The organism is Paucibacter sediminis (assembly GCF_030254645.1).
Taxonomy (GTDB): domain Bacteria; phylum Pseudomonadota; class Gammaproteobacteria; order Burkholderiales; family Burkholderiaceae_C; genus Paucibacter_B; species Paucibacter_B sediminis.
In genome coordinates this window covers 4,499,899-4,519,843 of sequence record NZ_CP116346.1, presented here as the reverse complement: position 1 = coordinate 4,519,843, position 19,945 = coordinate 4,499,899, and the positions used below count along the sequence as shown (strand labels likewise).

Here is a 19,945-nt window from a genome sequence, read left to right as displayed (position 1 = left end):
AGGTCGCCAGACGCGAGAGGAATGCCAAGGTGTTGTTGAAAGCAGCGTATAGCCTGTTGTCGCCCTCAGGCCCGCGCGGGCGGCTGACCATACTGACCTTTCACCGCGTGCTGCCGCAACGCGATCCGATCTTTCCGGGCGAAGTGGATGCCGAGCGTTTCTCCGCCATCTGCAGCTGGTTGCAGGGCTGGGCCCAGGTGCTGCCGCTGGACGAAGCCGCCGAGCGGCTGCAGCGCGGCGCGCTGCCGGCGCGCGCCTGTGTGCTCACCTTCGATGATGGCTACGAAGACAACTGTTCGGTGGCTCTGCCCATCCTGCAGAAGCACGGCCTCTCGGCCACGTTCTTCATCGCCACCGGTTTTCTCGGAAACGGCCGGATGTGGAATGACCGCATCATTGAGGCGGTGCGTGCGGCGCCCACGGGCACGCTGGACGCCAGCGAGCTCGACGCCCAGCGCGCGGAACTGCGCTTCGAGCTTTCGGGCGCGGAAAGCCGCCGTCAGGCCATCGAGGCACTGATTGCTGCGGTGAAGTACCGCCCCATCGAAGCTCGCCTGGGGGCGGTTGCACGCATCGAGGTCCTGTGCGGCGACAGCCAGCCGCGGCCGCTGATGATGGCAGACGCCGGCGTACGCCAATTGCGCTCGGCCGGCATGCAGATCGGTGCGCACACCGTTTCTCATCCGATCCTGGCCACGCTCGACGAGGCCAGTGCTCGGCGGGAGATCGGCGACAGCAAGCGCTATCTGGAAGACTTGCTGCGCGAGCCGGTGCGTCTGTTTGCCTATCCCAATGGCAAGCCGGGTCAGGACTACAGTGCGCAGAGCGTCGAGGTGGTGAAATCGCTTGGATTCGATGCCGCCGTCAGCACCGCCTGGGGCGCGGCGCGGCAGGGCGACTCGATGTTCGAACTGCCGCGTTTCACGCCCTGGGACCAGAGCCGGCTGCGCTATCGCGCAAGACTGGTGGAGAACCTGCTCAGGCACTGAGCTTGGTCGGCCACGGCCCTAGGCCGGGGCTGGCCTGGCGGGCTGTGCTCGAGCCTGTTGGACAATGCCTTCCGTGATGACCACGATGGCGCACAAGTAGTAGGCAAGGTCAAAGTGCACCAGGGTCAGGAATGCGCCGCCAACGGCGTAGCCCAGTAGGCTGGTTTGCACGGCACGCATCAGCAGGGGCACCCATTCGCCCAGGCCTGGCTGCACGGCGCTTTGCTTGGCCAGGGCGCCGGCACGCCGCCAGGTTGCGATGCCAAGGCCGAGGAACAGCCCCAACCCGACGAATCCATGCTCGCCCAGGGCCTGGAAATAAATGCTATGCGCCACCAACACGGTGCCGCCCTGGAAGTCATAACCTGCGACCGTCATCTGCGGCCCGTAGATACTGAAGACGAGTGGATTGTCGGTGCGAAAACCGGCGCCCACCAGAGGCCGATCCAATGCCAGGTTCCAGAGCGTTTTCCAGGTATAGATGCGCGACATGGCGGAGGTATCGACATCGTAGGTCTGGATCGTGTTCATGCGCTTGGACCAGGTGTCGGGCATGAACATGATGGCCAACGCCAGCACGGTGACAATGGCGACGCTGCTGAGTACCGGCCGGCGGCCCTTGAGTCCCAGCATGACGGCCATCGCCGTGACCGACAGCAGCGCGCCACGAGACTGCGTGCCCAGCACGCACAAAAGGGTCAGCAGCCCCGCAGCAAGAAGCATGCGCTTGAGCCAACGCCGGGCGCTGATCTGATACAGGTAGTACAGCAGGGGTAGCGTGATGACCAGCGCCACGCCCAGTTCGTTGTTGCCCTCGATGATGCCGCCGTTGGGGCCCCACACGCGCCCGCCTCCACCCGTCAGGACTGTGAAGATCCCGCCCTTCACGCCATAGAAGCCCAAGGAGGCCACGATGGTCCAGACCAGGGCCTCCAACTGCTTGCGCTCCTGTATCAGTGCGATGGCGAGGAACACCATCAGATGGATCTTCAGCACCGTCACCAACTGAGCCAGCACGACCTCGGTGTTGTGCAGCGCGAAGATGCTGGTGACGCACATCCAGAAGATGAAGAGCAGATAGGCCGTCAGGATGCTGCTCTTGGGCCAGCGCATCTTGGGCTGCGTGAAAAGGATGCCGAGCAGCGTGCAGATCGCGGCAAGCTGGGCGAACGGCAAGTCGCGCGCAAATCCGTAGGCCAGCCGGTAAGGGATCATCATGGCCAGCCAGACCCAGATGACGGTGCCTACCCAAGGCCGCCTGATGGCAAAGGGCAGCAGCCCAAGAATCAGCAAAGTGACGATGACGTCTCTCATAACCTTGGCTTCAGCTTTGCGGCAAGTGGAAATCGGCCATGTGATGCTCGAGCCACTGCTCCAACATCATCAGAATCCAGACCATTTCGCCGTAGTAGCCAGGGTAGGCCGGCAACTGCTCATCCAGCAGGGTATGCACATAGTCGCCACGCACCAGACCGCGCTGTACCAGCGCTTCCAGCGAACGTCGGGCGAGCTTTTGAAGCGCGGGATCACGCGTGGTCCAGACGCCAAAGGGCAGGCCAAAACCCTGTTTGCGCTTGGAGATGATTTCGTGGGGAAGGAAATCCTTGAGAGCCTCCTTGAAGAACCACCGCAGCTTGTTGCCGCGCAGCTTGTAGTCACTCGGAAGGTGTAGCGAGAAATCCAACAAGGCCTGATCAAGCATGGGGAAGCCGACGTTCAGCCCTGCGAGTGCAGTGGCGGCCCGCACCTTGGGCAGGTCGCTTTCGCCGAGGGTATAACGCCAGTCGAAGGCCAGCTCGCGGTTCAACTCGCTGCACGGCGCTTGCGCGCTCTCCCAGGCTTGGCGCTGATGTGCGAGCGGTAGGCTGGTGTCGAGTTGCTGCAGCAGGCCCGGCGTCAGCACTTGCTCGGGGCCGACGCGCATGATCAGGTTGTAGTTCTGCAGGCGGTCGGGCATGGGCTGCTTGGCCTGACGCACATAGCTTCCGCCCTTGCGTATCAGCGGAACCTGAGCCAGCACCGCGTTGCCCACCATCGGTTCGATGAGCCACCGGCGCATGGCGCCGGGCACGCGTCCGTAGAAGCCGAACAGGCGCTGGGTGGCGTAACGTGCATTGCCGCCATAGAGTTCGTCGCCGCCATCGCCGGCTAGCAACTTGCTCACGCCCTCGGCCTTGGCCAGCTTGGCGCAGTAGTAAGCGGGCAGCACGGAGGAGTTGCCGAAGGGCTGATCCAGATGCCGCGCCATCTCCGGGATGCCCTCGACCAGATCAGCCGGCGTGACGTAATAGGCGCGGTGCTGTACGCCGAAATGCTGTGCGGCGAGCTTTGCGTAGGCCATCTCGTCATAGCCTTCCGCATCGAAGCCGATGGAGTAGGCCAGCGTGTCCTTGCCGGCGTGGCGCGCCAGCATGCCTGCGACCGAGGAACTGTCGGTGCCACCGCTGAGAAAGCAGGCGGCCTGGGAACCATCGAGCTGTTGGCGCACCGCCTCGCTGAGGAGCTCCATGAACTGAGCTTTGTGGACCGCCAGTGACGTCGGTGCGCGCTCTTCGAAAGCGGCACGCCAATAGGGCTGCAGCGTCAGCTGGCCTTGCCTGAAGATGGCCAGATGGCCCGGCGGGACGCGATAGATGCCGCGGTAGATGGTGCGGGGCGACGGAATGCAGTGGAAGTAGAGATAGTCGAAGATCGCCTGCGGATCCAGCGGCGTATCGGCGTCGGCCAATTGCTTGGCATCCATCGCCCAGCGCAACTGCCCGTTGACGACGCGGTAGCACAGGGTGTGAATGGCGAAGCGATCCACGGCCATTACGCTCTCGCCCGAGGGCAGGTCCGTGGCAAGGGCGAAATCGCCGCCGACGCGTGCCAACGCCTGCTGAGGGGCTTGTTGCAGCAAGTGCATCCAGGCACTTGCTGGCCCACGCTCGGCCGCCAAGCGGCGCATATCCGCGGTGTCGAAGCGTGGCTGGCCGAGAAAGAGAGCTGGGCGTGGGGTCAGGTCGTGCATTGGGGCGTCAGGTCTGAGGCGTGGGCGGGGCGGATTTCACCACGTCCAGCGCTTGTGGTTGCTGTTTCCGTGTCGCTGCTTGAGGCCAAGCCACCGCTGCGCTCAGCGCGCCGCGGCCGAGGCCGGCCGCGGCCTGGTGTTGCTGAACGCCTGGCCGCTGCTGCCCGCCACTGGCGCCATGACGGCACCTGCCCAGGCCGTGGCTGCCTCGTTCAGTCCGCGGGCGTTGAAGTGGCATGGCCCGTCGCGCAAATCGGGGCCAAGGCTGTCGGTGTCGGGGCCGGGCAGAAAGCGTTCATCCTCGGCGATCAGGCTCAGCCTGGCTTGTCGGGTGTATTCGGCTAGGCTCTGCCCGCAGCGGCTGGACTGCGCAAGCAGGATCGGCGCATTGATACCGGCTGCGCGCAAGCTGTCTGCGAGCCGGCGCAGGCCATCTCGGTAATCTTCGGCGCTGGTGCCTGCCGCCGCATCGGCCTCTCCCTGCTGCCACAGCAACAGGTCTGGTTGCCACTGCAACTGCTGCAGCATCTGCAAGTGCTCGCGCAGGCGCTCCCGCAAGGGACTGCCGTTGCGGGTCCAGTCGGCAACCCGGGTGGCGTCCACCGCCAAGGCCGAGAATTCCACTGGGCGAGCCAGCCCGCGCGCTTGCAGCGCAGCTGGCAGGGCGGTCCAGATACTGCCGCCCTTGCCCGTGGTCCCGGGCAGGGGATCTTGGGCTAGCATGCAGCCCCGCGATGTCATGAGTCGAATGGTGCCGGCGCGGCCGGGGTCCGTTGGCTCGCCATGGCTACCTGCATTCGATTGCCCCAGCACCAGCAAGCGCAACGGCGCCGCCTCGAGAGGTGGGCAGGCCTTGCGCAATTGCCAGTCATCGGCAGAAGGGGGCAGGCGCGAGGCAAGGGCGAGATCTTGTTGGCGCTGCCGCCACAGGTCTCGACCCAGGTCCAGCCCCAACAGCAGCAGCGCCAGCAGCAGCAAGGCGGAGATCAACCGCGCATGCGCAGGCTTTGTCGCGGAAGCTTTGTCTGGCGTCTTCATGGCATCTGCCTCAACTGGGTTGTGTGTGGCGGTGTGCATACCACTGACGGATGGCCGTCATGGCGGGTAGCTCGATGCTTCGATGCAGCAAATGCGCCAACAGCAGGCTCAGAGTCACTGCCGCCAAGACGGTCAGGTCATAGGCCACACCATGCGCCAGCAACACCCGTTGCAGTGCCCAACCGATATTCTCGTGAACAAGATACAGCGGATACGAGATCGCGCCCAGCCAGACTAGCGGGCGAAGGCGCAGCAAGGGCAAATGGCCGGTGGCGGCGAGCCAGACGATGGCAGCCAGCAGAAACGCCAGCACGCCCTTGAACGGCGTGTCCACGATGCACAGCGTGGCAATGGCTGCGGCGGCACTGCCGAGTGGTAGGCGGCTCGATCGCAACCCGGTGGCGCGCGCCAGCTGAAACGCACAGATGCCGAGGGCGAACCATGGCAGATAGGCCAAGATGGTGACACGGAACAGTATCCAGGGCAGATCCACGCCCCAGAGTTCGAGTGCAAGGTAATAGGCCAGGCGCAGGCCCAGCATGAGCCAGATGGCCTGGTGTACCTGCGCCAGCCGGCCTGCACGGTAGAGCAGGAACATGCCCAAGTAGAAAAGTAGTTCCACCTCGAGCGTCCAATACACCGAGTCCACGTGGGGAATGCGGCCCAGCGCATGGAACATCAGCAGATTGAGTACGGCATGCAGCGGGCTGACTTCCTTGCCAGGCAGGCCCACCAGGGTCACGACCACAAAGGTCAGGCCCACGGCCACCCAGTAAACCGGATAGAGCCGACTGAAGCGTGAGACGACGAAGTCCAGCGGGCGGCGCGTGCGATCCAGCGTCATGAAGATCACAAAGCCGCTGATGATGAAAAACAGGTTCACGCCGAGGTGGCCCCATGGCAGCGAAACACTGGCCTCGGTGTCGCCTGGGTAGAGCTGGCGAAAACGCGTCGTGTAGTGAAACAGCATCACCATCATGGCGGCGACGCCGCGCAGCGCATCGATCTCGGCCAAGCGGGGCGCGTTGGGCGGGGTTTGCGTGCTCATGTTTGTCAGGGCGGCGTTCACGTCAGGCCGGCATCAGGCGCCGTGCGGCTTCTCTGCGCAAGCGACGCAGCAGGTTGGCAGCGCGCAGTCCGAGTCGATCCCTGTCGTAGGTGGCTCGGTCGATGAAGCGCAGTTCGGCAGCGAACCCTTCCTTGAATCTGATGAGCCCGTCGTTGCCCGCCCGGGCGATGCCGAGGTTGAGGTTTCGGTAGCCGTCTGCGTGGAGCTTGTTGATGATGGCGTTCATCAAGAGGTGCGACGCACCAAGACTCATGCCTTCCGGCGACGATCCACCGTCATAGTAGTAAGCATTCTTGCCCTGAAAAAAGACCAGGTTCGACGACAAGGTCTGGTCGCCAAGCTGAGCCTGGAACAAGGTGGCCTGCATATTGGCCAAAAAGCGCGCACTTCGTTCACGCGAGCCTCTCAGTGCAACACTTTCGCCACGGCTCTCGCGGCGAGCCACTGACGAGTCGGTCAGCGCGAAATGTGCTTGAAGCGAAGCGGGGTCATTCCGCGATTCAACGCTGACACCTGCCCGCTTCGCCTTCGCGATGTTGCGCCGAGTGTTGCTGGAATAGGCGCTGTCCTGCGGTGCTTGCTGCAGGTTGACGAAGTACAGGCGCTCATTGATGTAGCTGGTCGTGGCCTGAGCAGGGGGCGGATCGGCAGCGTCGCCGCTGGCGAGCCCTTTGACTGACTCGATTGTGAGTTCGGTCACCCCCAGCCTGTCGCACAAGGCATGCAGCGCATCGCTTGGCGGCCACAGCCGATCCTTTGCGCTCAGGATCATGGTCGAACGCAGCCCGCCGCGCGTTATCGTCGCGATCGCTGTGTCGGCGCTGCCCTTGGCCCGCAGAAACAGCTGTTCCGCGCCGTCGATGATGGCGCGGGCTTGAATGGACGAATGTGCCGTGATGTCGGAGCAGATGCTGTCCAGATCAGCGGGGCTTGCAATGAGATCGAAGGACGTGATCGGGGCTGCGGTCATGAACGAGGCTGCTCTGTGTGGGACATGATGCGGGTAAGCAGGGGGGCAAATGCCTCACTTGCCCCGACGTCGTTGAAGCGTGCTGATCGCCATATTCAGTATGTTGTGCTTTGTCTTGACGAGGTAGGCGAGCCAAACTGTCGCTGCGAGTGCCGTGCTGATCAGTGAGGTAGCGTTCCTGCCCAGCTCAAGCGTGTTTGCCGCCAGATGCGGCAGCAGAGCGGTCGCAAATACGATGAGCGTCAATGCGCCGCTCGTGGTGCAGGCCGCCAATAGGTGCGCGAAGGTGAAGCCGATATGTTTGTTCAACAGGCGATGGGTGAGAAATGCCCCCGCGATATTGGCGGACAGCAGGCCCCAGCAAGCACCTTCCAAGCCAAACGGTATGGCAGCGAGCAAGCCCAATATCTTCAGGCCCTGCGATGCCATTTGCAGGTAGTTGCTGGTCGCAACCACGCCCTTGGCCACAAACGATTCCATCGCCAAATGGTAGGTGACCGACACGATGGCGGACAGGCACAGAATCTTGGAGAGCGGCGCGGACGAACTCCATTGGTGGCCGTAGATGATCTCGATGGCCGCCTCTGAATTGATCAACAAGGTTGCCAGCAGCGGCCAACTCACGATCGTCAGGTAGTTGACGCATTTGGTGTACGTAGGCAGCAGGCTGTTGTGCTGATGCTCACTCTTGGAAAAGTAAGGCAGGATCACAGGCCAGATGGCGTTGAGCACGAGCTTGTTGAACAGCTCTATCAGGCCGTTGGCTCGGCTGAAATAAGCCACCGACTCGATGCTGTGCGCCCGCCCGATGACCATTTCCGGCGCGCCTGCCCCTAATTGGCCGAAGAGGTAAATGCCGCTGGCATGCTTGCCGAAATGGAAAGCACGCATGGCGCCCTTCAGGCTCGGCAGGCGCGGAAAGTCCTTGGGCCGGTAGGCCAGCGAAACAATCACGGTCACCAGCACCCCGACAAAACCTGACCAAGCGAGACTCATGGGCCCGTGGCCGGTCATGGCCAGGCCCACCGAGGCGCCGAAGCTCGCAATATTGGCCAGTATGCTGGCAATGAAGACGGGTTTTAGGTTGAGTTCCCGACGGAAATAGGCCATGCCAATGGCGCCGAAGGGGATCAAAAAGAAGCTGAGGGCCTGCACGCGCATCACAGCGGCGACGTGGTGGGACTTGTAGAAGTCCGCCACAAAGCCCGCCGACGCGAAGATGATGATCCCCAAGGTCCAGGAAATGAGGATATTGACGCCGAGCGCTACCCGGATCGTGTCCTTGCTCAGTTCCTTTTCCTGAATGAGAAATTCGGTGATGCCGAAGTTCCTCAGGGCGCCCGCCAGCGAGGTGAAGACGGCTGCGACGGCAAAGATGCCGATCTCGCTGGGCGTGAGTATGCGTGCGATGACGACCGTGCTTGCAATCTGGAGTGCAAGGCTGACGTAGCTGTCCGCAACCGAATAGGCCAGTGACTTGTTGAGATTGCCCATTGACTGAGTTATTTCTTGGGCGTTCTGCTGTCGGGCTTTTCGGCACCAGTGCCGGCGCGCGAGCGCGCTGACTTAAGGCGTTCGAGTTCGCGCATCAAATCCTTCTGACCAGCGTCCACCTCCAGCCCGCTGTTCAGCGCAGCGATGGCATCGTTGTAGAGCCGCAGTTTTTCGTAGGACGTCGCGATCAGAAGGTAGGCCGGCCAGTAGTCGTTCTTGGCCTTGATGCTGTGATTCAACGCGTCGATGCCAGCGGCCACGCGGCCGCGTGCCAGTTGCGCCTCCCCCATCCGGTACCACAGCTCAGGCAAAAGGACGAAGTCTGCGGTGCTGTTCCGGATCGCATAGTCGTAGTCGGCGACGGCTTCGTCCAGCATGAAGGACTTCTCCTGCGAACTTGGCTTCATCTTGGCGCGCCATGCGCTCACCAGGCCCCAGCAGTAGTGATGCAGGCCCTCCCAACTGGGCCCCAGGAGTTTGGCCCAATGCGCGCGGCGCTCGGGGCTGCTTTCTTTGCGGCCACTCCAGTTCTTGTCGGCGCAGTACTCCGGCAGCATTGCGATTTCGCCGTCGGTGGTGTTGTGCGGCTCTCCCGCCCTGGCACCCGAGACGGCAAGCAGCAGGGACAGGCCAATGGCCCACAAACGCGACATCTGTTTCATACCGGATCTTTCTCAGCCAAAGTGGTCGGCATGCGGCCGGGCAGCAGGCGCTTCGCACCGCGCACGGTGCCTTCGATTGCCAACAGACAGGCGCCGACCAGGGTAAAGGGATCAAAGGCCAGGATGCCCCAGCGTTGCCGACGTGCGTCCATCCAGCTCTCCTTGTAGGCGTCGTCGCCGATCAGGTAATCGACTTCCGCGACCCCATCCTGCTCCATGGCCTCCTGCATCAACTTCGCAGTCAGCAGGCTGCCGGGCGAGAAATCCCCGAAGCGTTCATCGTATGCGAGCTTGTAGATCTCGGCCCGGCCGTCAGAAACTATCCATATCTGCGCTGCAACCACCCGATCTCCCAGCCAGGCCAGGCCCAGCCGCAGGCTGCCGCGCTGCGCACAAGATTGCATCAGGCCGGGCAGGAAGTCGGGGAAGGGCTCGTTGCGCTTCCAACGCGCCGCATAGACTGACAGGAACTTGTCCAGCACGGGTGCCAGCGCCTCGGAGGTTCTGACGATTTCCAGACGGCCGCCCTCGCGTGCGAAGCGTATGCCCTTGCGTTTCAGGATGCCGCGCAAGTCGCCTTGCCTGGTGGCTTGGTAGTCAGGCCATCCGCCCGCTGGCGTACGTGTGAACCAGTTACCGAAGGCAAAGAATTCGAACGGCCACCAGCGTGCCAGCCTGAAGGCCTGCAGAAGGGTCTGGTAGGCATGGGACTCCGGCGCCATGGGTGCGAGCCAGAAACGGCTGAGCTTGGGTACTTCCTGCTTGAGCAGCAGCAGTACGGGCAGCAGATCGTCCGGCTTCAGCAGCGGATCCATGAGCGGCTCGTACAGCGCGGTGTAGAAATTGGCCAGGCTGCTGACCTGAGGCCCCGTGCCGCGCCGTTGCAGCAGCAAGGGGAACAGCGCGCGCAGTTGCTCGCCCTCGCGCAGCAGCACAAAGCGCACGCCTGGGTCGTTTGCGTAGACGGTGCTGGTGAGGTTCCGGAACCAGGTCAGCCCAAGCTCGAAATTGCGTGCCTCGGCATGCTCGAGCCACTGCTGAGCGTCGGCCGGCAAGTCTTCCAAGTGCGCGACGGTCTGTACCTGCAGCTTGCTGTCGTGCGCACGCAGTGGCCCCTTGATCAGTACGCGCGCGCAGTTCAGCAGCCCAGCTGCCAAGCCGCTGCGGTACAGGCTCAGATGCTGGATCCAGCGTTGCCCGGTGGCCCAGGCCAGTTGGTCCTGCGTGGCGTCCGTGTAGAACTCGATCCGATGGCGCGGATGGCTGGCGAACAGACTTTCGATCACGCCTTTGAGCAAGAGGCGGCCCGGCGCGTACTTGGACAGCGACTCGTCATAGCCCGTTTTGAGGGCCACAAAGGTTCCGGCACGCTCGATCAGCAGGCGCGAGGCCGCCAGTTGCTCGCCGAGCCAGAGTTCGAACACCATAGCCCGGCCGGCAGCCGCCTCGCGAGCGAGCAGTTCTTGAAAGAAGGCGAGTTGCTCTGGCACGGATCCCAGCGCCGTGCCCAGCTTGGCCTTCCAACCGCGCCCCTCCAGTTCCGCATATCGGCTCACTGCAGCCGGCATCTCGTTGGCCGCCGTGTAGCAGCGCAACTGTGGAGGCAGGCCGTCGGCACTGGCACGTTGACCATAGCGCTGGATGTTGGAACGAAGCTTCTTGGAGCGCGCCAACCAGTAGGGTTCGAAGCCGCCGTCCAGCCGGATGTCCATGGTGAGGGCATGATTGAGGCGCAGGCTGTGAGGGGCAGCATCCCGCACCAGTGGGCCGACCGCAGGATCGTTGCACATCAGGTCGAGTTGCAGCGCCGGCCACGGGAGGGCGCGCGGCAGACTGTCCAGCAAACCATGGTCGGTGATCATGGTCGGGCCCAGCTGCGCCTGGCTGGGCTGGAACGAGGTCCATATCAGACGACTCTGCGCCAGCAGCAGGCACATGGCGAGCGCAACGCCATTGGTGTCGCGGTAGATCGCCAAGTGCTCGCGGCCGCTGCCGAAGTGGCGCAGCAGGCCCTCGATAAAGCTTGCGGTCAGCAAGGGGTGATCGCCGAAACTGCGGCAATTCAATTCAGCCCATTCCTGGCTGAAGGTGCCCAGGCTGCGGTCACCAAGGCGATGTAGGCGCCAGCCGCCTCTCATGCCGTGCCCCGCTGGCGGGTCGCCAAATGGCAGGCCTCGCCCAGCTGCCCCATCATCCAGCCCATCTGACTCTCGCTGAGGTCTTGATGGCAGGGCAGGTGCAGCAGGTGTTCGCGGTAGCGCGTGGCGGTGTCGCAGGGCGATTGCAACAGCTCGTCCCAGCGCCATATCGGGACGCCGCACTGCTTCAGTCTATGGAACAGCGGGTAGGCCGCATCGATCAGCAGCGGGAACATATAGGGCACGTCCTGTTCCTGCCATGTCGGGTAGAGCGGCCGACAGCCGGACAGGGACTGCACATGCGCGTGCCACTGGTGATAGCGCTTGAGCCGCGCTGCGGCCAGCGAATCCAGTCGCGTGTGACGTGCGAGCCAACGTGAACTGCTCAATCCTTGCCGTGCCTGCAGGTGCTGCTGGTAGTGGCCCGATGGGCCCAGGCTGACTTCGTTCAAATGGCTGCCGGCAGGTGGCAACGCAGCACCACATGGCGATTGAATGGGCGGGGCGGCAGGGCTTGATGCCAGGGCGCGCAATGCATGCAGCCAGCCGCGCAGCTCGGCCCGGACGGGCGCTGCGCTCTGTCGGGCAGGCGCTTGCGCACGCGGCGAACATCGCAGCATGCCGCCGTCCAGCGAGCCGACGAATTTATAGGGACTGCAGACGACAAAGTCCGCTGGGCTTGGTTGGTCCAGTGCATCCAAGGTGAGGCAATGTGCGCGGTCCTCGATCAGCCGGGCCCCGTGGGCCTGGCACAGGGCGGCGATCTCGCCCATCAGCGCCGGCGCTTGCAGGCGGCCGAAGAAGTGACTTACCAACACGGCCGCCACCGGCTGCCCGGGCTGCTGCAAGCGTGCTGCCAGCGCTGCCACGTCGGGCTGCAGGGCCTCGTCCAGGGGATAGAGCGAAATCTCGGCGCGCAGAGCCAGTGCCGGATCCAGCATCGTGCGGCAATGGTAGGCAGGCGCCAGCAAGGCGCCTTGGCGGCCCACGCCGGCCGCTTCGAAGGCCGCATGCAGAGCGTAGCGGCCGAGGGCGAAGCTGGCCCAGCCTGCCGCCGATGGCGACGGGTTGGCCCGCCATCGCAGTGCGCCCAGCCTCGGCTTGGGCAAGGGGGGAACCTGGGCGGACGGAAAGCCGCAGGCGCTGGGATCAAATCGCAGGAAACGCGGTTCTGCAACGCTCATGGCAGCCGCTCCAGCCAGGCGAGCAAAAGGTCGAACATCTGCTGCTCGGCGGCGCGCGACGAGAGCGTGTGGTCGGCTCCATTCAGCAGCGATTGCTGGATCTGCGGGCGGCGCAGCAGTTCCTGCCATTGTGGCGAATGGCTGCAGTGGTCCTGGAATTCCTTGGCGGTGTAGTCGTGCTCGCTCAGAAGCAATAGCGTGGGGCCAGCGAACTGCTGCAAGCCGTTTGCCATGCGGGCCTGGTAAGCACTGGGCGCGGCGGGGCTGGTCTGACGCGCCTGACGCAGTGCCCGTAGCAGACCGGAGAGTGCGGAGAGGGCTACCTTGCCGCTGAGCAGTTTGGTCCAGAAGCCGCGTTGGCGCAGCCGATCCCAGTAGTAGTGTTTGACCTGGGCGCGCGCCTGGCCTTCGGCCGAGCGTACCCAGGGGTTGAGCAGGCAGAGCCCTTGCACCGCATCGCCGGACAGGCCCCTGCTTTGCTGCGCATGGAGGTAGAGCAGGGCCGCTGAGGCGCCGTCGCAAAGCCCCCACAGAACCAGCTTGCCTGGCGCCCCGGCATCGGCGCGCCAGGCCTGCAATGCCGCATGAATGTCGGCGTCCAGGGCTTCGAAGCTGCGCATCTCTCCGCCGGCATCGCCCATGCCGCGTACGTCAAAGCGCAAGCAGGCATGGCCGGCGCGCGCCAGTTCACGCGCCAGCAACACGAATTGGCGGTGGCTGCCAACCCGATACTGTGGGCCACCAACGACGATCAGCACGCCAATGGCGGGCGATTGAGCGGCAGCAGGTTCGGTCAATACCGCCAGCAGTGGCTCGCTCTCGCAGGCAACGGGCAGCACGCGCTCCCGGTAAGGCAGCGCATTCATTGCGGCCTCCGCAAGGCGGTCAGGCTCGCGTCCAGCAGCGCCGGTGCCGTCTCGATTTCGGTCGACTGCCAGAAGGCTGGGCCATGCAGCGCATGCGCGAGCACCGGCAGGCCCGCCTCACGCCAGGCGGCCGTGGTGGCGTCAGACACGGGCAGCAGCTCGGGCGCGTCGCGTGTGCTCAGTTCCAGCCAGTGCACCTCGTGCCAATTCGGCTGCGGTGCCAGTTGCGCGCCCGCCATGCCGCTGGCCAGAGCGGCGGGCAGGCGGTAGCCGGCAATGTCCACGGCACGGCCCTGGTCCAGGTCGGCCCTGAGCTGCTCCATGACGGCCTTGCCCGCGCCTCCCCCCAGATCCGCGGCCAGCTTGAGCCGCAGGAATTGTTGCAAGGCCATGCGGCCTTGCAAGACCGGTTGCCACAGCAGTAAGCGCTGCGGTTCGGCAATGTGCTGGCTCAATGCCCCGGCGAGCAGCGCGCCGACGCGCAAACCCCATAGCCACAGCGGCGCAGCCGCGTGGCGCGCGGTCAGCCATTGCAGACCCAGCAGACCGTCGGCGATCCAGTCGTCCCAGCTGGCGTCAGCAAAGTCGCCGCTGCTGTCACCGCAGCCCAACAGATCGATCTGCAGAACCGCATAGCCGGCCGCGGCGAATTGGCGTGCCTGCAGCGCCACCATGCGCCGCGACTTGTTCATCTCTTCGGCGAACGGGTGCAAATAGAGAACGCGACCCAGGCAACTGCCCTGTGGCTCGTGGTACAGCGCAAAGCGCTGGCCGCGGCCATCGGGGGTGTCCAGAAACAGGGCGTGGGGCGCAGACATCCGGCGAAGCGGGCCGCGGACTCAGCCGCGCAGTTTCTCGTCGACGAAGTCGACCAGCGAGCCAACGGTGGCGAAGGTCGCGCCATCGATCTCGTCGTCGCCGACCATGATGCCCAGCTGTTCTTCGAAACTTGTGATCAGGCTCACCACGGCCATCGAGTCCAACTCCGGGATCGCACCCAGGAGCGGCGTGTCGCGGTCGAATCCGTTGCTGCGGCCGTTCAGGCTGAGGACCTCGTCGAGGATGCGCAACACTTGCTTGTCGGTATTCATGGGTCGGGTTTGTGCCAGGCTTGAGGGCGGCTCGAGTGAAGGCGGGATCTTAACTGGCCAGTTTCCGCACTCCGCAGGTTTCGCCCCCCTTAGACCGAGGGTGAGGCCGATGAATATCTCACGTGATTTGCAATTACCCTCTCGAGCTTCTTCGAGGCAGCTTCAAACAGGGGACGCCGCGCGCTTTGCCCCGATATTCTGCGTGCGATACTTTTTCTACTTTGCCGGCGCCCGGAAATCCATTTGAATGCCCTTGATGCCGATTGCTTGCGGCGCAGCCCTAACCAAACTTCGAGTTTCATGACAGTTGATCGTGTGACGCCGCTTGCCGACGCCCAGCTTTTGCATGAACTGCCCTTGCGTCAGGCCACCATGAACCCGCAGGCGCCGGCGCTCAGCTACGGCAAGCAGACCCAGACCTATGGCGAGTTGTGGGCGCTGATCCAGGGCGTGGCCAATGGCCTGCTTGAACTGGGCTTGCAGCGTGGCGAGCGGGTTGGCATCTACCTCGAGAAGCGTTTCGAGACGGTTGCCGCGAGTTTTGCTGCGCCTGCGGCTGGCGGTGTGTTCGTGCCGCTCAACCCCTTGCTCAAGGCCGAGCAGGTCGGCTTCATCCTGCGAGATTGCGGCGTGCGTGTGCTGGTGACCTCACCTGAGCGCTATGTGTTGCTGCGCGAAACCCTGTCCGAATGCCCCGAGTTGCGCCATGTCGTGCTGACGGAAGACCAGGCCGAGACGCAGGCGCCCGGCGGGGATGGCGGCTCCGCCGTACTGCACTGGCGTTCCCTGCTGCAGGCCCCAAAGCGCGCCGGCCATCGCGTGATTGATAGCGATATGGTGGCTATCCTCTATACCTCCGGCAGTACCGGGCGTCCTAAGGGCGTCGTGCTTTCGCACCGCAATATGGTGGCAGGCGCGAAGAGCGTGGCGAGCTATCTGGAGAACGGCCCCGACGATGTGCTGCTGGCGGCACTGCCGCTGTCCTTCGATGCTGGTTTCAGCCAGCTCACGACCGCCTTTCATAGCGGGGCGCGCGTGGTATTGCTGAATTATCTGTTCCCGCGCGATGTGTTGAATGCGATGGCGCGCGAGGGTGTCACCGGCATCACGGCGGTCCCGCCGCTCTATATCCAGCTGACGCAACTGGAGTGGCCTGCCGCCATCAATGAACGTCTGCGCTACTTTGCGAATACCGGCGGGCGCATGCCGCGTGAAACCCTGGATGCCCTGCGCAAGCGTGCTCCGGCCGCCAAGCCCTATCTGATGTATGGCTTGACCGAAGCCTTCCGCTCCACCTATCTGCCGCCCGATCAGGTGGATCGCCGGCCTGACTCGATTGGCCGCGCCATTCCCAACGCCGAGATTCTGGTGCTGCGCGAGGACGGCAGCGAGTGCGCGGCCGATGAGCCTGGCGAGCTGGTGCATCGCGGTGCGCTGGTGGGCCTCGGCTATTGGAACGATGCGGAGAAAACCGCAGAGCGCTATCGATTGCTGCCCGCGGGGCTGGGCGGGCGCGAGGCGGGCCTGCAGTTGCCCGAATACGCGGTGTACTCAGGCGACAACGTGAGGCGCGATGCCGAAGGCTATCTGTACTTCATCGGTCGTCGCGACGAGATGATCAAGACATCGGGCTATCGCATCAGCCCGACCGAAGTCGAGGAAATCCTGTACGCCACCCAGTTGGTGGGAGAGTGCGTGGCCTTCGGTGTGGATCACGCCAGCCTGGGGCAGAGCGTGCAGGTGATTGCCACCGCGCCGGCAGGTGCCGAAGGGCTGGATCTCGCCGCCTTGCAGGCAGAGTGCCGCAAGCGCATGCCGGCCTATATGGTGCCGGCTGGCATCGAGGCGCAGTCGGGGCCGCTGCCGCGCAATCCCAATGGCAAGATCGATCGCAAGCTGCTCGCCACCGCTTGGGTCGAGCGCAATACCTGAGTCCGAACATGACAGACACGAGCAGCGCGCCACGCCGAGCGCCCGTCCATGCGCCCATGCAGCAATTCCCGGTCCGGGACGGTGAATTGCTGATCGGGGGGCACAAACTCACGACACTGGCTGCCCGAGTCGGGCAGACGCCCTTCTATGCCTATGACCGCAACCTGCTGGCCGAGCGGGTGCGGGCCTTGCGCGTTTTGCTGCCGGCTGGGGTGAAGCTGCACTATGCGATGAAGGCCAACCCGATGCCGGCGGTGGTGGGGTTGATGGCGGGCTTGGTGGATGGCATCGACGTGGCGTCCGCCGGCGAGTTGAAGGTGGCACTGGATGCCGGCGCAGACCCGGCCGAGATCAGTTTTGCCGGCCCGGGCAAGCGCGACGTCGAGTTGCGCCAATCGGTGGCCGCGGGTGTGCTGGTGAATGTGGAGTCGCCGCGCGAGCTCGAGGTGCTGGCGCGGGAGTCGCAGCGCCTGGGGCAGCCTGCGCGAGTCGCACTTCGCGTCAATCCCGACTTCGAGCTCAAGGGCTCGGGCATGAAGATGGGTGGTGGCCCGAAGCAGTTTGGGGTCGACGTCGAGCAGATGCCCGCCGTACTCAAGCGTGTGGGCGCGTTGGGGCTGGCCTTCGAGGGCTTCCATCTCTTTGCCGGCTCGCAGAATCTAAAAGCCGAATCCATCTGCGAGGCGCAACAGAATTCCTATGCACTCGCGTTGCGTTTGTCCGAGCATGCGCCAGCGCCCGTGCGCTTCCTGAATCTCGGCGGCGGCTTCGGCATCCCCTATTTCCCGGGCGAACAGCACCTGGACTTGGCGCCCATCGCTGCCAACCTGGCCGCTTTGGAACAGCGCTGCAGGCAGGAACTTCCGCAGGCAAGCATCGTCATCGAGCTGGGCCGCTATCTTGTGGGTGAGGCCGGCGTCTATGTGACACGCGTGGTTGACCGCAAGCTTTCGCGAGGCCAGGTGTTCTTGGTCACCGACGGCGGGCTCAACCATCACCTCTCGGCCTCGGGTAATTTTGGCCAGGTGCTGCGCAAGAATTATCCGGTGGCGATTGGCAACCGTATGGCGAGCCAGCCCCGCGAGCTCGTCTCCGTGGTCGGCCCCCTGTGCACGCCGCTGGACCTGCTGGCTGACCGCATGGAGCTGCCGGTGGCGGGCGAGGGCGACTTGGTGGTGATCTACCAATCGGGTGCCTATGGCGCAAGCGCCAGCCCGCAGGGCTTTCTGGGCCAAGCGCCCTTGACCGAGGTGCTGGTATGAGAGCAAGCCCATGCAAATGACGACACCTCTCCGGGCTTCGGCCCAGCAAATGCCGGTAGCGGCGATGCCGGCCGATGCGCAGGCTGACATGGTGGAAATCTCGGTTGTTGTGCCCGTGTACAACTCCGCCAAGACATTGCGAGCGTTGCTGGAGCGGCTCAGCAAGGTGTTGTCGGGCATCACCGAGCGTTACGAACTGGTGCTGGTCGAGGATGGCAGCCCGGACGACTCCTGGGCCACCTTGGATGCCTTGCGCGCAGAGTTCGGGCAGCGGCTGGTCGCGATACAGCTGATGCGCAACTACGGCCAGCACAATGCGTTGATGTGTGGCCTCAGGCACGCGCGAGGTCGCTTCGTCGTGACCATGGACGATGATTTGCAGAATCCGCCGGAAGAAATTCCCAAGCTGCTCACGCAGATTGAGCGCAGCGGTGCCGACCTGGTGTACGGTTGCCCTGCCGATCGCAACCATGCGTCCTGGCGCAATCTGGGCGCCAGCGTGGTCTGGCATTTCTACCGGACGGTGTTCAAGAACCCCGTCACGCCCACGCCTTTTCGCATCATGCGGCGCGAGCTGGTACAGAGCGTTCAGTTCTACGACCTCAACTTCACCTACCTGGATGGCTTGTTGGCCTGGTGCACCCGGCGTATCGAGGGTGTGGAGGTGGAGCATCACGCGCGTGCCGAGGGGCGGTCAGGCTATTCGCTCAGCAAGCTGGTGGCGCTGGCTCTGAATCTGTACACCAACTTCTCGCTGCTGCCGCTGCAGTTGGTGAGCGGTCTGGGTCTGCTGGCATCGCTGTCGGGCTTTGGCGTAGGCGCTTATTACCTGATTCAGTCACTGACCTCGAGCATTGCTGTGCCGGGTTATGCGTCGACCATCGTGGCCATTCTTTTGCTGGGCGGTATTCAGTTGCTCGCGCTTGGCATCATCGGCGAATACCTGGGCCGCCTGCACCTGAATGTCAACCGCAAGCCGCAGTATCTGGTGCGCGAATGCCTGCGCCCCGAAGAGGTTGGGCGTGGCTGAGGCATTCGACGGATCGGCCCTGCGCCTGCGCTGGTCGGAAGCACCCTGGGATGAAGCAGTGCTGGGCTATACGGTGTTCCTGCTGGAGCAGATCGATCTGTGTGGCGAGGCTGCCTTGGCTGCCAAGGAATTCGAGGCGTTCGAGCGTGCCCGAGCGCTGCGGGGTGTTGGCCTGGTGAGTTGCCGCCTGCCGCATCAGTCCCTGCGTGAGTCCATGCTGCTGGAGGATCGGGGCTTCCGCTTTATCGAGATGGTTTACCGCCCATCGCGGATGCTGCGCGCCGACGAGCATTGGGATCACGGTCTGCAGATCGAGCGCGCTGGCGCGCGGGATCTGCCCTTGCTGCAATCCATTGCCGCCACGGCGTTCCGCAATGAACGGTTCTGCATGGACCCGCGGCTGGATTCGAGCGCGAGTGACCGGCGCTATGCAAACTGGGTTGCTTCCGCGTTTGATCACCCGCAGCAGCAGCTGTATGTGCTGCGCGATGGGTCGCTGGTCGTGGCCTTCTTCGTGCTCGAGTGGCAGGCTGACGGCGCATGCTATTGGCACCTGAATGCGATCGCCCCGCAGGCGCAAGGGCAAGGCTATGGACGGCGTGCGTGGAGTGCCATGATGGGTCTAGCCGCTGAGAACGGCTGTGTTCGCGTTCACAGCAGCGTAGTGGCGCGCAATCACCGCGTCATCAATCTGTATGCGCGACTTGGCTTCAGTTTCTCCGAGCCGACGATGACGTTCCACTGGGTGCGCGGCGGCAGGGCACCATGAAAGTGGCCGGGCAATTTGTTCGATATGTCATCGTTGGATTGCTGTCCAACGGTCTGAGTTATGCGCTCTATCTGGCTGCGACCGCGCTGGGCGTGCAGCCGGTGGTGGCGATGACTGTTCTGTATGGTGTGGCGACCTTGCAAACCTTTGCTGCCAATCGGCAGTGGACCTTCAAGGACGGTGGACGTTCGCATCCCGCGCTTGTTCGCTATGTTGTGTTGTATGCGCTCGGTTATGGACTCAACCTCGTGCTTTTGATGGTTGGTGTCGATCTGATGCGTTGGCCTCATCAGTGGGTGATGGCTGGTGTCATTGTTTGCGTTGCGGTGTTTCTGTTCGCAGGCCAGAAGCTTTGGGTGTTCAGAAGCCAGGGCGCTGGTGTGCGTGCCGCTTGACCAATGTCTGACAGGGAGATGAGAGTGCAGATTCCGTTCAACAAGC

At 63.7% G+C, this 19,945-nt stretch carries 18 protein-coding genes; 6 read left to right on the top strand and 12 right to left on the bottom strand.

The features are described from left to right. The first annotated feature begins 29 nt into the window (after positions 1 to 29). Entirely contained in the window at positions 30 to 989 is a 960-nt protein-coding gene (locus PFX98_RS20950; RefSeq protein WP_285232421.1) for a polysaccharide deacetylase family protein, read from the top strand. An 18-nt stretch (positions 990 to 1,007) separates the two neighbouring features. Here PFX98_RS20950 and PFX98_RS20945 read toward each other — a convergent pair whose 3' ends face one another. The 12 genes from PFX98_RS20945 to PFX98_RS20890 form a co-directional block, all read right to left on the bottom strand. Beyond that, the gene (locus PFX98_RS20945) at positions 1,008 to 2,303 is read right to left on the bottom strand and encodes a putative O-glycosylation ligase, exosortase A system-associated (protein ID WP_285232420.1); all 1,296 of its coding nucleotides are present in this window, start codon (positions 2,301 to 2,303) and stop codon (positions 1,008 to 1,010) included. Between the two features lie 10 nt (positions 2,304 to 2,313). Continuing rightward, a complete protein-coding gene (locus tag PFX98_RS20940) occupies positions 2,314 to 3,999 on the bottom strand; it encodes an asparagine synthetase B family protein (RefSeq protein ID WP_285232419.1) in 1,686 nt (561 codons plus the stop codon). 102 nt (positions 4,000 to 4,101) lie between these two features. Continuing rightward, a complete protein-coding gene (locus PFX98_RS20935) occupies positions 4,102 to 5,037 on the bottom strand; it encodes a sialate O-acetylesterase (protein WP_285232418.1) in 936 nt (311 codons plus the stop codon). 10 nt (positions 5,038 to 5,047) lie between these two features. Beyond that, entirely contained in the window at positions 5,048 to 6,085 is a 1,038-nt protein-coding gene (locus tag PFX98_RS20930) for an acyltransferase family protein (RefSeq protein ID WP_285232417.1), read from the bottom strand. 22 nt (positions 6,086 to 6,107) lie between these two features. Beyond that, complete coding sequence (locus PFX98_RS20925) at positions 6,108 to 7,076, bottom strand: GNAT family N-acetyltransferase (RefSeq protein WP_285232416.1); 969 nt, start codon at positions 7,074 to 7,076, stop codon at positions 6,108 to 6,110. Positions 7,077 to 7,130: 54 nt separating this feature from the next. Continuing rightward, positions 7,131 to 8,570 carry a lipopolysaccharide biosynthesis protein gene (locus PFX98_RS20920; RefSeq protein ID WP_285232415.1) on the bottom strand — a complete coding sequence of 480 codons (1,440 nt, stop codon included), beginning with the start codon at positions 8,568 to 8,570 and terminating at the stop codon, positions 7,131 to 7,133. 8 nt (positions 8,571 to 8,578) lie between these two features. Further along, the gene (locus PFX98_RS20915) at positions 8,579 to 9,232 is read right to left on the bottom strand and encodes a hypothetical protein (RefSeq protein WP_285232414.1); all 654 of its coding nucleotides are present in this window, start codon (positions 9,230 to 9,232) and stop codon (positions 8,579 to 8,581) included. After that, positions 9,229 to 11,370, bottom strand: a complete 2,142-nt coding sequence (locus PFX98_RS20910; RefSeq protein ID WP_285232413.1) for a GNAT family N-acetyltransferase — start codon at positions 11,368 to 11,370, stop codon at positions 9,229 to 9,231. Before PFX98_RS20910 ends, PFX98_RS20915 begins: the two co-directional genes overlap by 4 nt. After that, the gene (locus tag PFX98_RS20905) at positions 11,367 to 12,554 is read right to left on the bottom strand and encodes a DegT/DnrJ/EryC1/StrS family aminotransferase (RefSeq protein ID WP_285232412.1); all 1,188 of its coding nucleotides are present in this window, start codon (positions 12,552 to 12,554) and stop codon (positions 11,367 to 11,369) included. Before PFX98_RS20905 ends, PFX98_RS20910 begins: the two co-directional genes overlap by 4 nt. Beyond that, positions 12,551 to 13,420 carry a hydrolase 1, exosortase A system-associated gene (locus PFX98_RS20900; RefSeq protein ID WP_285232411.1) on the bottom strand — a complete coding sequence of 290 codons (870 nt, stop codon included), beginning with the start codon at positions 13,418 to 13,420 and terminating at the stop codon, positions 12,551 to 12,553. Before PFX98_RS20900 ends, PFX98_RS20905 begins: the two co-directional genes overlap by 4 nt. Beyond that, positions 13,417 to 14,238 carry a hydrolase 2, exosortase A system-associated gene (locus tag PFX98_RS20895; RefSeq protein WP_285232410.1) on the bottom strand — a complete coding sequence of 274 codons (822 nt, stop codon included), beginning with the start codon at positions 14,236 to 14,238 and terminating at the stop codon, positions 13,417 to 13,419. The genes PFX98_RS20900 and PFX98_RS20895 overlap by 4 nt, the downstream gene beginning before the upstream one ends. Positions 14,239 to 14,259: 21 nt before the next feature. Continuing rightward, positions 14,260 to 14,511: a phosphopantetheine-binding protein gene (locus PFX98_RS20890; RefSeq protein WP_285232409.1), complete on the bottom strand. Its 252-nt coding sequence runs from the start codon at positions 14,509 to 14,511 to the stop codon at positions 14,260 to 14,262. A gap of 300 nt (positions 14,512 to 14,811) precedes the next feature. Here PFX98_RS20890 and PFX98_RS20885 point away from each other — a divergent pair, with 300 nt between their 5' ends. The 5 genes from PFX98_RS20885 to PFX98_RS20865 are packed head-to-tail and all read left to right on the top strand — an operon-like array spanning position 14,812 to position 19,899. Next, positions 14,812 to 16,443, top strand: coding sequence for an acyl-CoA ligase (AMP-forming), exosortase A system-associated (locus PFX98_RS20885; protein WP_285232408.1), 1,632 nt, complete (start codon positions 14,812 to 14,814; stop codon positions 16,441 to 16,443). 56 nt (positions 16,444 to 16,499) lie between these two features. Continuing rightward, positions 16,500 to 17,705, top strand: a complete 1,206-nt coding sequence (locus PFX98_RS20880; RefSeq protein WP_285232407.1) for a pyridoxal-dependent decarboxylase, exosortase A system-associated — start codon at positions 16,500 to 16,502, stop codon at positions 17,703 to 17,705. 10 nt (positions 17,706 to 17,715) lie between these two features. Then, a complete protein-coding gene (locus PFX98_RS20875) occupies positions 17,716 to 18,735 on the top strand; it encodes a glycosyltransferase family 2 protein (RefSeq protein WP_285232406.1) in 1,020 nt (339 codons plus the stop codon). Next, complete coding sequence (locus PFX98_RS20870; RefSeq protein WP_285232405.1) at positions 18,728 to 19,504, top strand: GNAT family N-acetyltransferase; 777 nt, start codon at positions 18,728 to 18,730, stop codon at positions 19,502 to 19,504. Before PFX98_RS20875 ends, PFX98_RS20870 begins: the two co-directional genes overlap by 8 nt. Further along, on the top strand, positions 19,501 to 19,899 hold the full coding sequence (locus PFX98_RS20865; protein WP_285232404.1) for a GtrA family protein: 399 nt from the start codon (positions 19,501 to 19,503) through the stop codon (positions 19,897 to 19,899). Before PFX98_RS20870 ends, PFX98_RS20865 begins: the two co-directional genes overlap by 4 nt. The last annotated feature ends 46 nt before the right edge of the window (positions 19,900 to 19,945 follow it).

Bases quoted from the DNA above. Each gene is read 5' to 3' on its own strand.
- PFX98_RS20905 (WP_285232412.1), bottom strand. From the start codon at position 12,554: ATGAGCGTTGCAGAACCGCGTTTCCTGCGATTTGATCCCAGCGCCTGC.
- PFX98_RS20875 (WP_285232406.1), top strand. From the start codon at position 17,716: ATGCAAATGACGACACCTCTCCGGGCTTCGGCCCAGCAAATGCCGGTA.
- PFX98_RS20895 (WP_285232410.1), bottom strand. From the start codon at position 14,238: ATGTCTGCGCCCCACGCCCTGTTTCTGGACACCCCCGATGGCCGCGGC.
- PFX98_RS20880 (WP_285232407.1), top strand. From the start codon at position 16,500: ATGCAGCAATTCCCGGTCCGGGACGGTGAATTGCTGATCGGGGGGCAC.
- PFX98_RS20925 (WP_285232416.1), bottom strand. From the start codon at position 7,076: ATGACCGCAGCCCCGATCACGTCCTTCGATCTCATTGCAAGCCCCGCT.
- PFX98_RS20890 (WP_285232409.1), bottom strand. From the start codon at position 14,511: ATGAATACCGACAAGCAAGTGTTGCGCATCCTCGACGAGGTCCTCAGC.
- PFX98_RS20915 (WP_285232414.1), bottom strand. From the start codon at position 9,232: ATGAAACAGATGTCGCGTTTGTGGGCCATTGGCCTGTCCCTGCTGCTT.
- PFX98_RS20935 (WP_285232418.1), bottom strand. From the start codon at position 5,037: ATGAAGACGCCAGACAAAGCTTCCGCGACAAAGCCTGCGCATGCGCGG.
- PFX98_RS20910 (WP_285232413.1), bottom strand. From the start codon at position 11,370: ATGAGAGGCGGCTGGCGCCTACATCGCCTTGGTGACCGCAGCCTGGGC.
- PFX98_RS20930 (WP_285232417.1), bottom strand. From the start codon at position 6,085: ATGAGCACGCAAACCCCGCCCAACGCGCCCCGCTTGGCCGAGATCGAT.
- PFX98_RS20920 (WP_285232415.1), bottom strand. From the start codon at position 8,570: ATGGGCAATCTCAACAAGTCACTGGCCTATTCGGTTGCGGACAGCTAC.
- PFX98_RS20865 (WP_285232404.1), top strand. From the start codon at position 19,501: ATGAAAGTGGCCGGGCAATTTGTTCGATATGTCATCGTTGGATTGCTG.
- PFX98_RS20945 (WP_285232420.1), bottom strand. From the start codon at position 2,303: ATGAGAGACGTCATCGTCACTTTGCTGATTCTTGGGCTGCTGCCCTTT.
- PFX98_RS20940 (WP_285232419.1), bottom strand. From the start codon at position 3,999: ATGCACGACCTGACCCCACGCCCAGCTCTCTTTCTCGGCCAGCCACGC.
- PFX98_RS20885 (WP_285232408.1), top strand. From the start codon at position 14,812: ATGACAGTTGATCGTGTGACGCCGCTTGCCGACGCCCAGCTTTTGCAT.
- PFX98_RS20900 (WP_285232411.1), bottom strand. From the start codon at position 13,420: ATGAATGCGCTGCCTTACCGGGAGCGCGTGCTGCCCGTTGCCTGCGAG.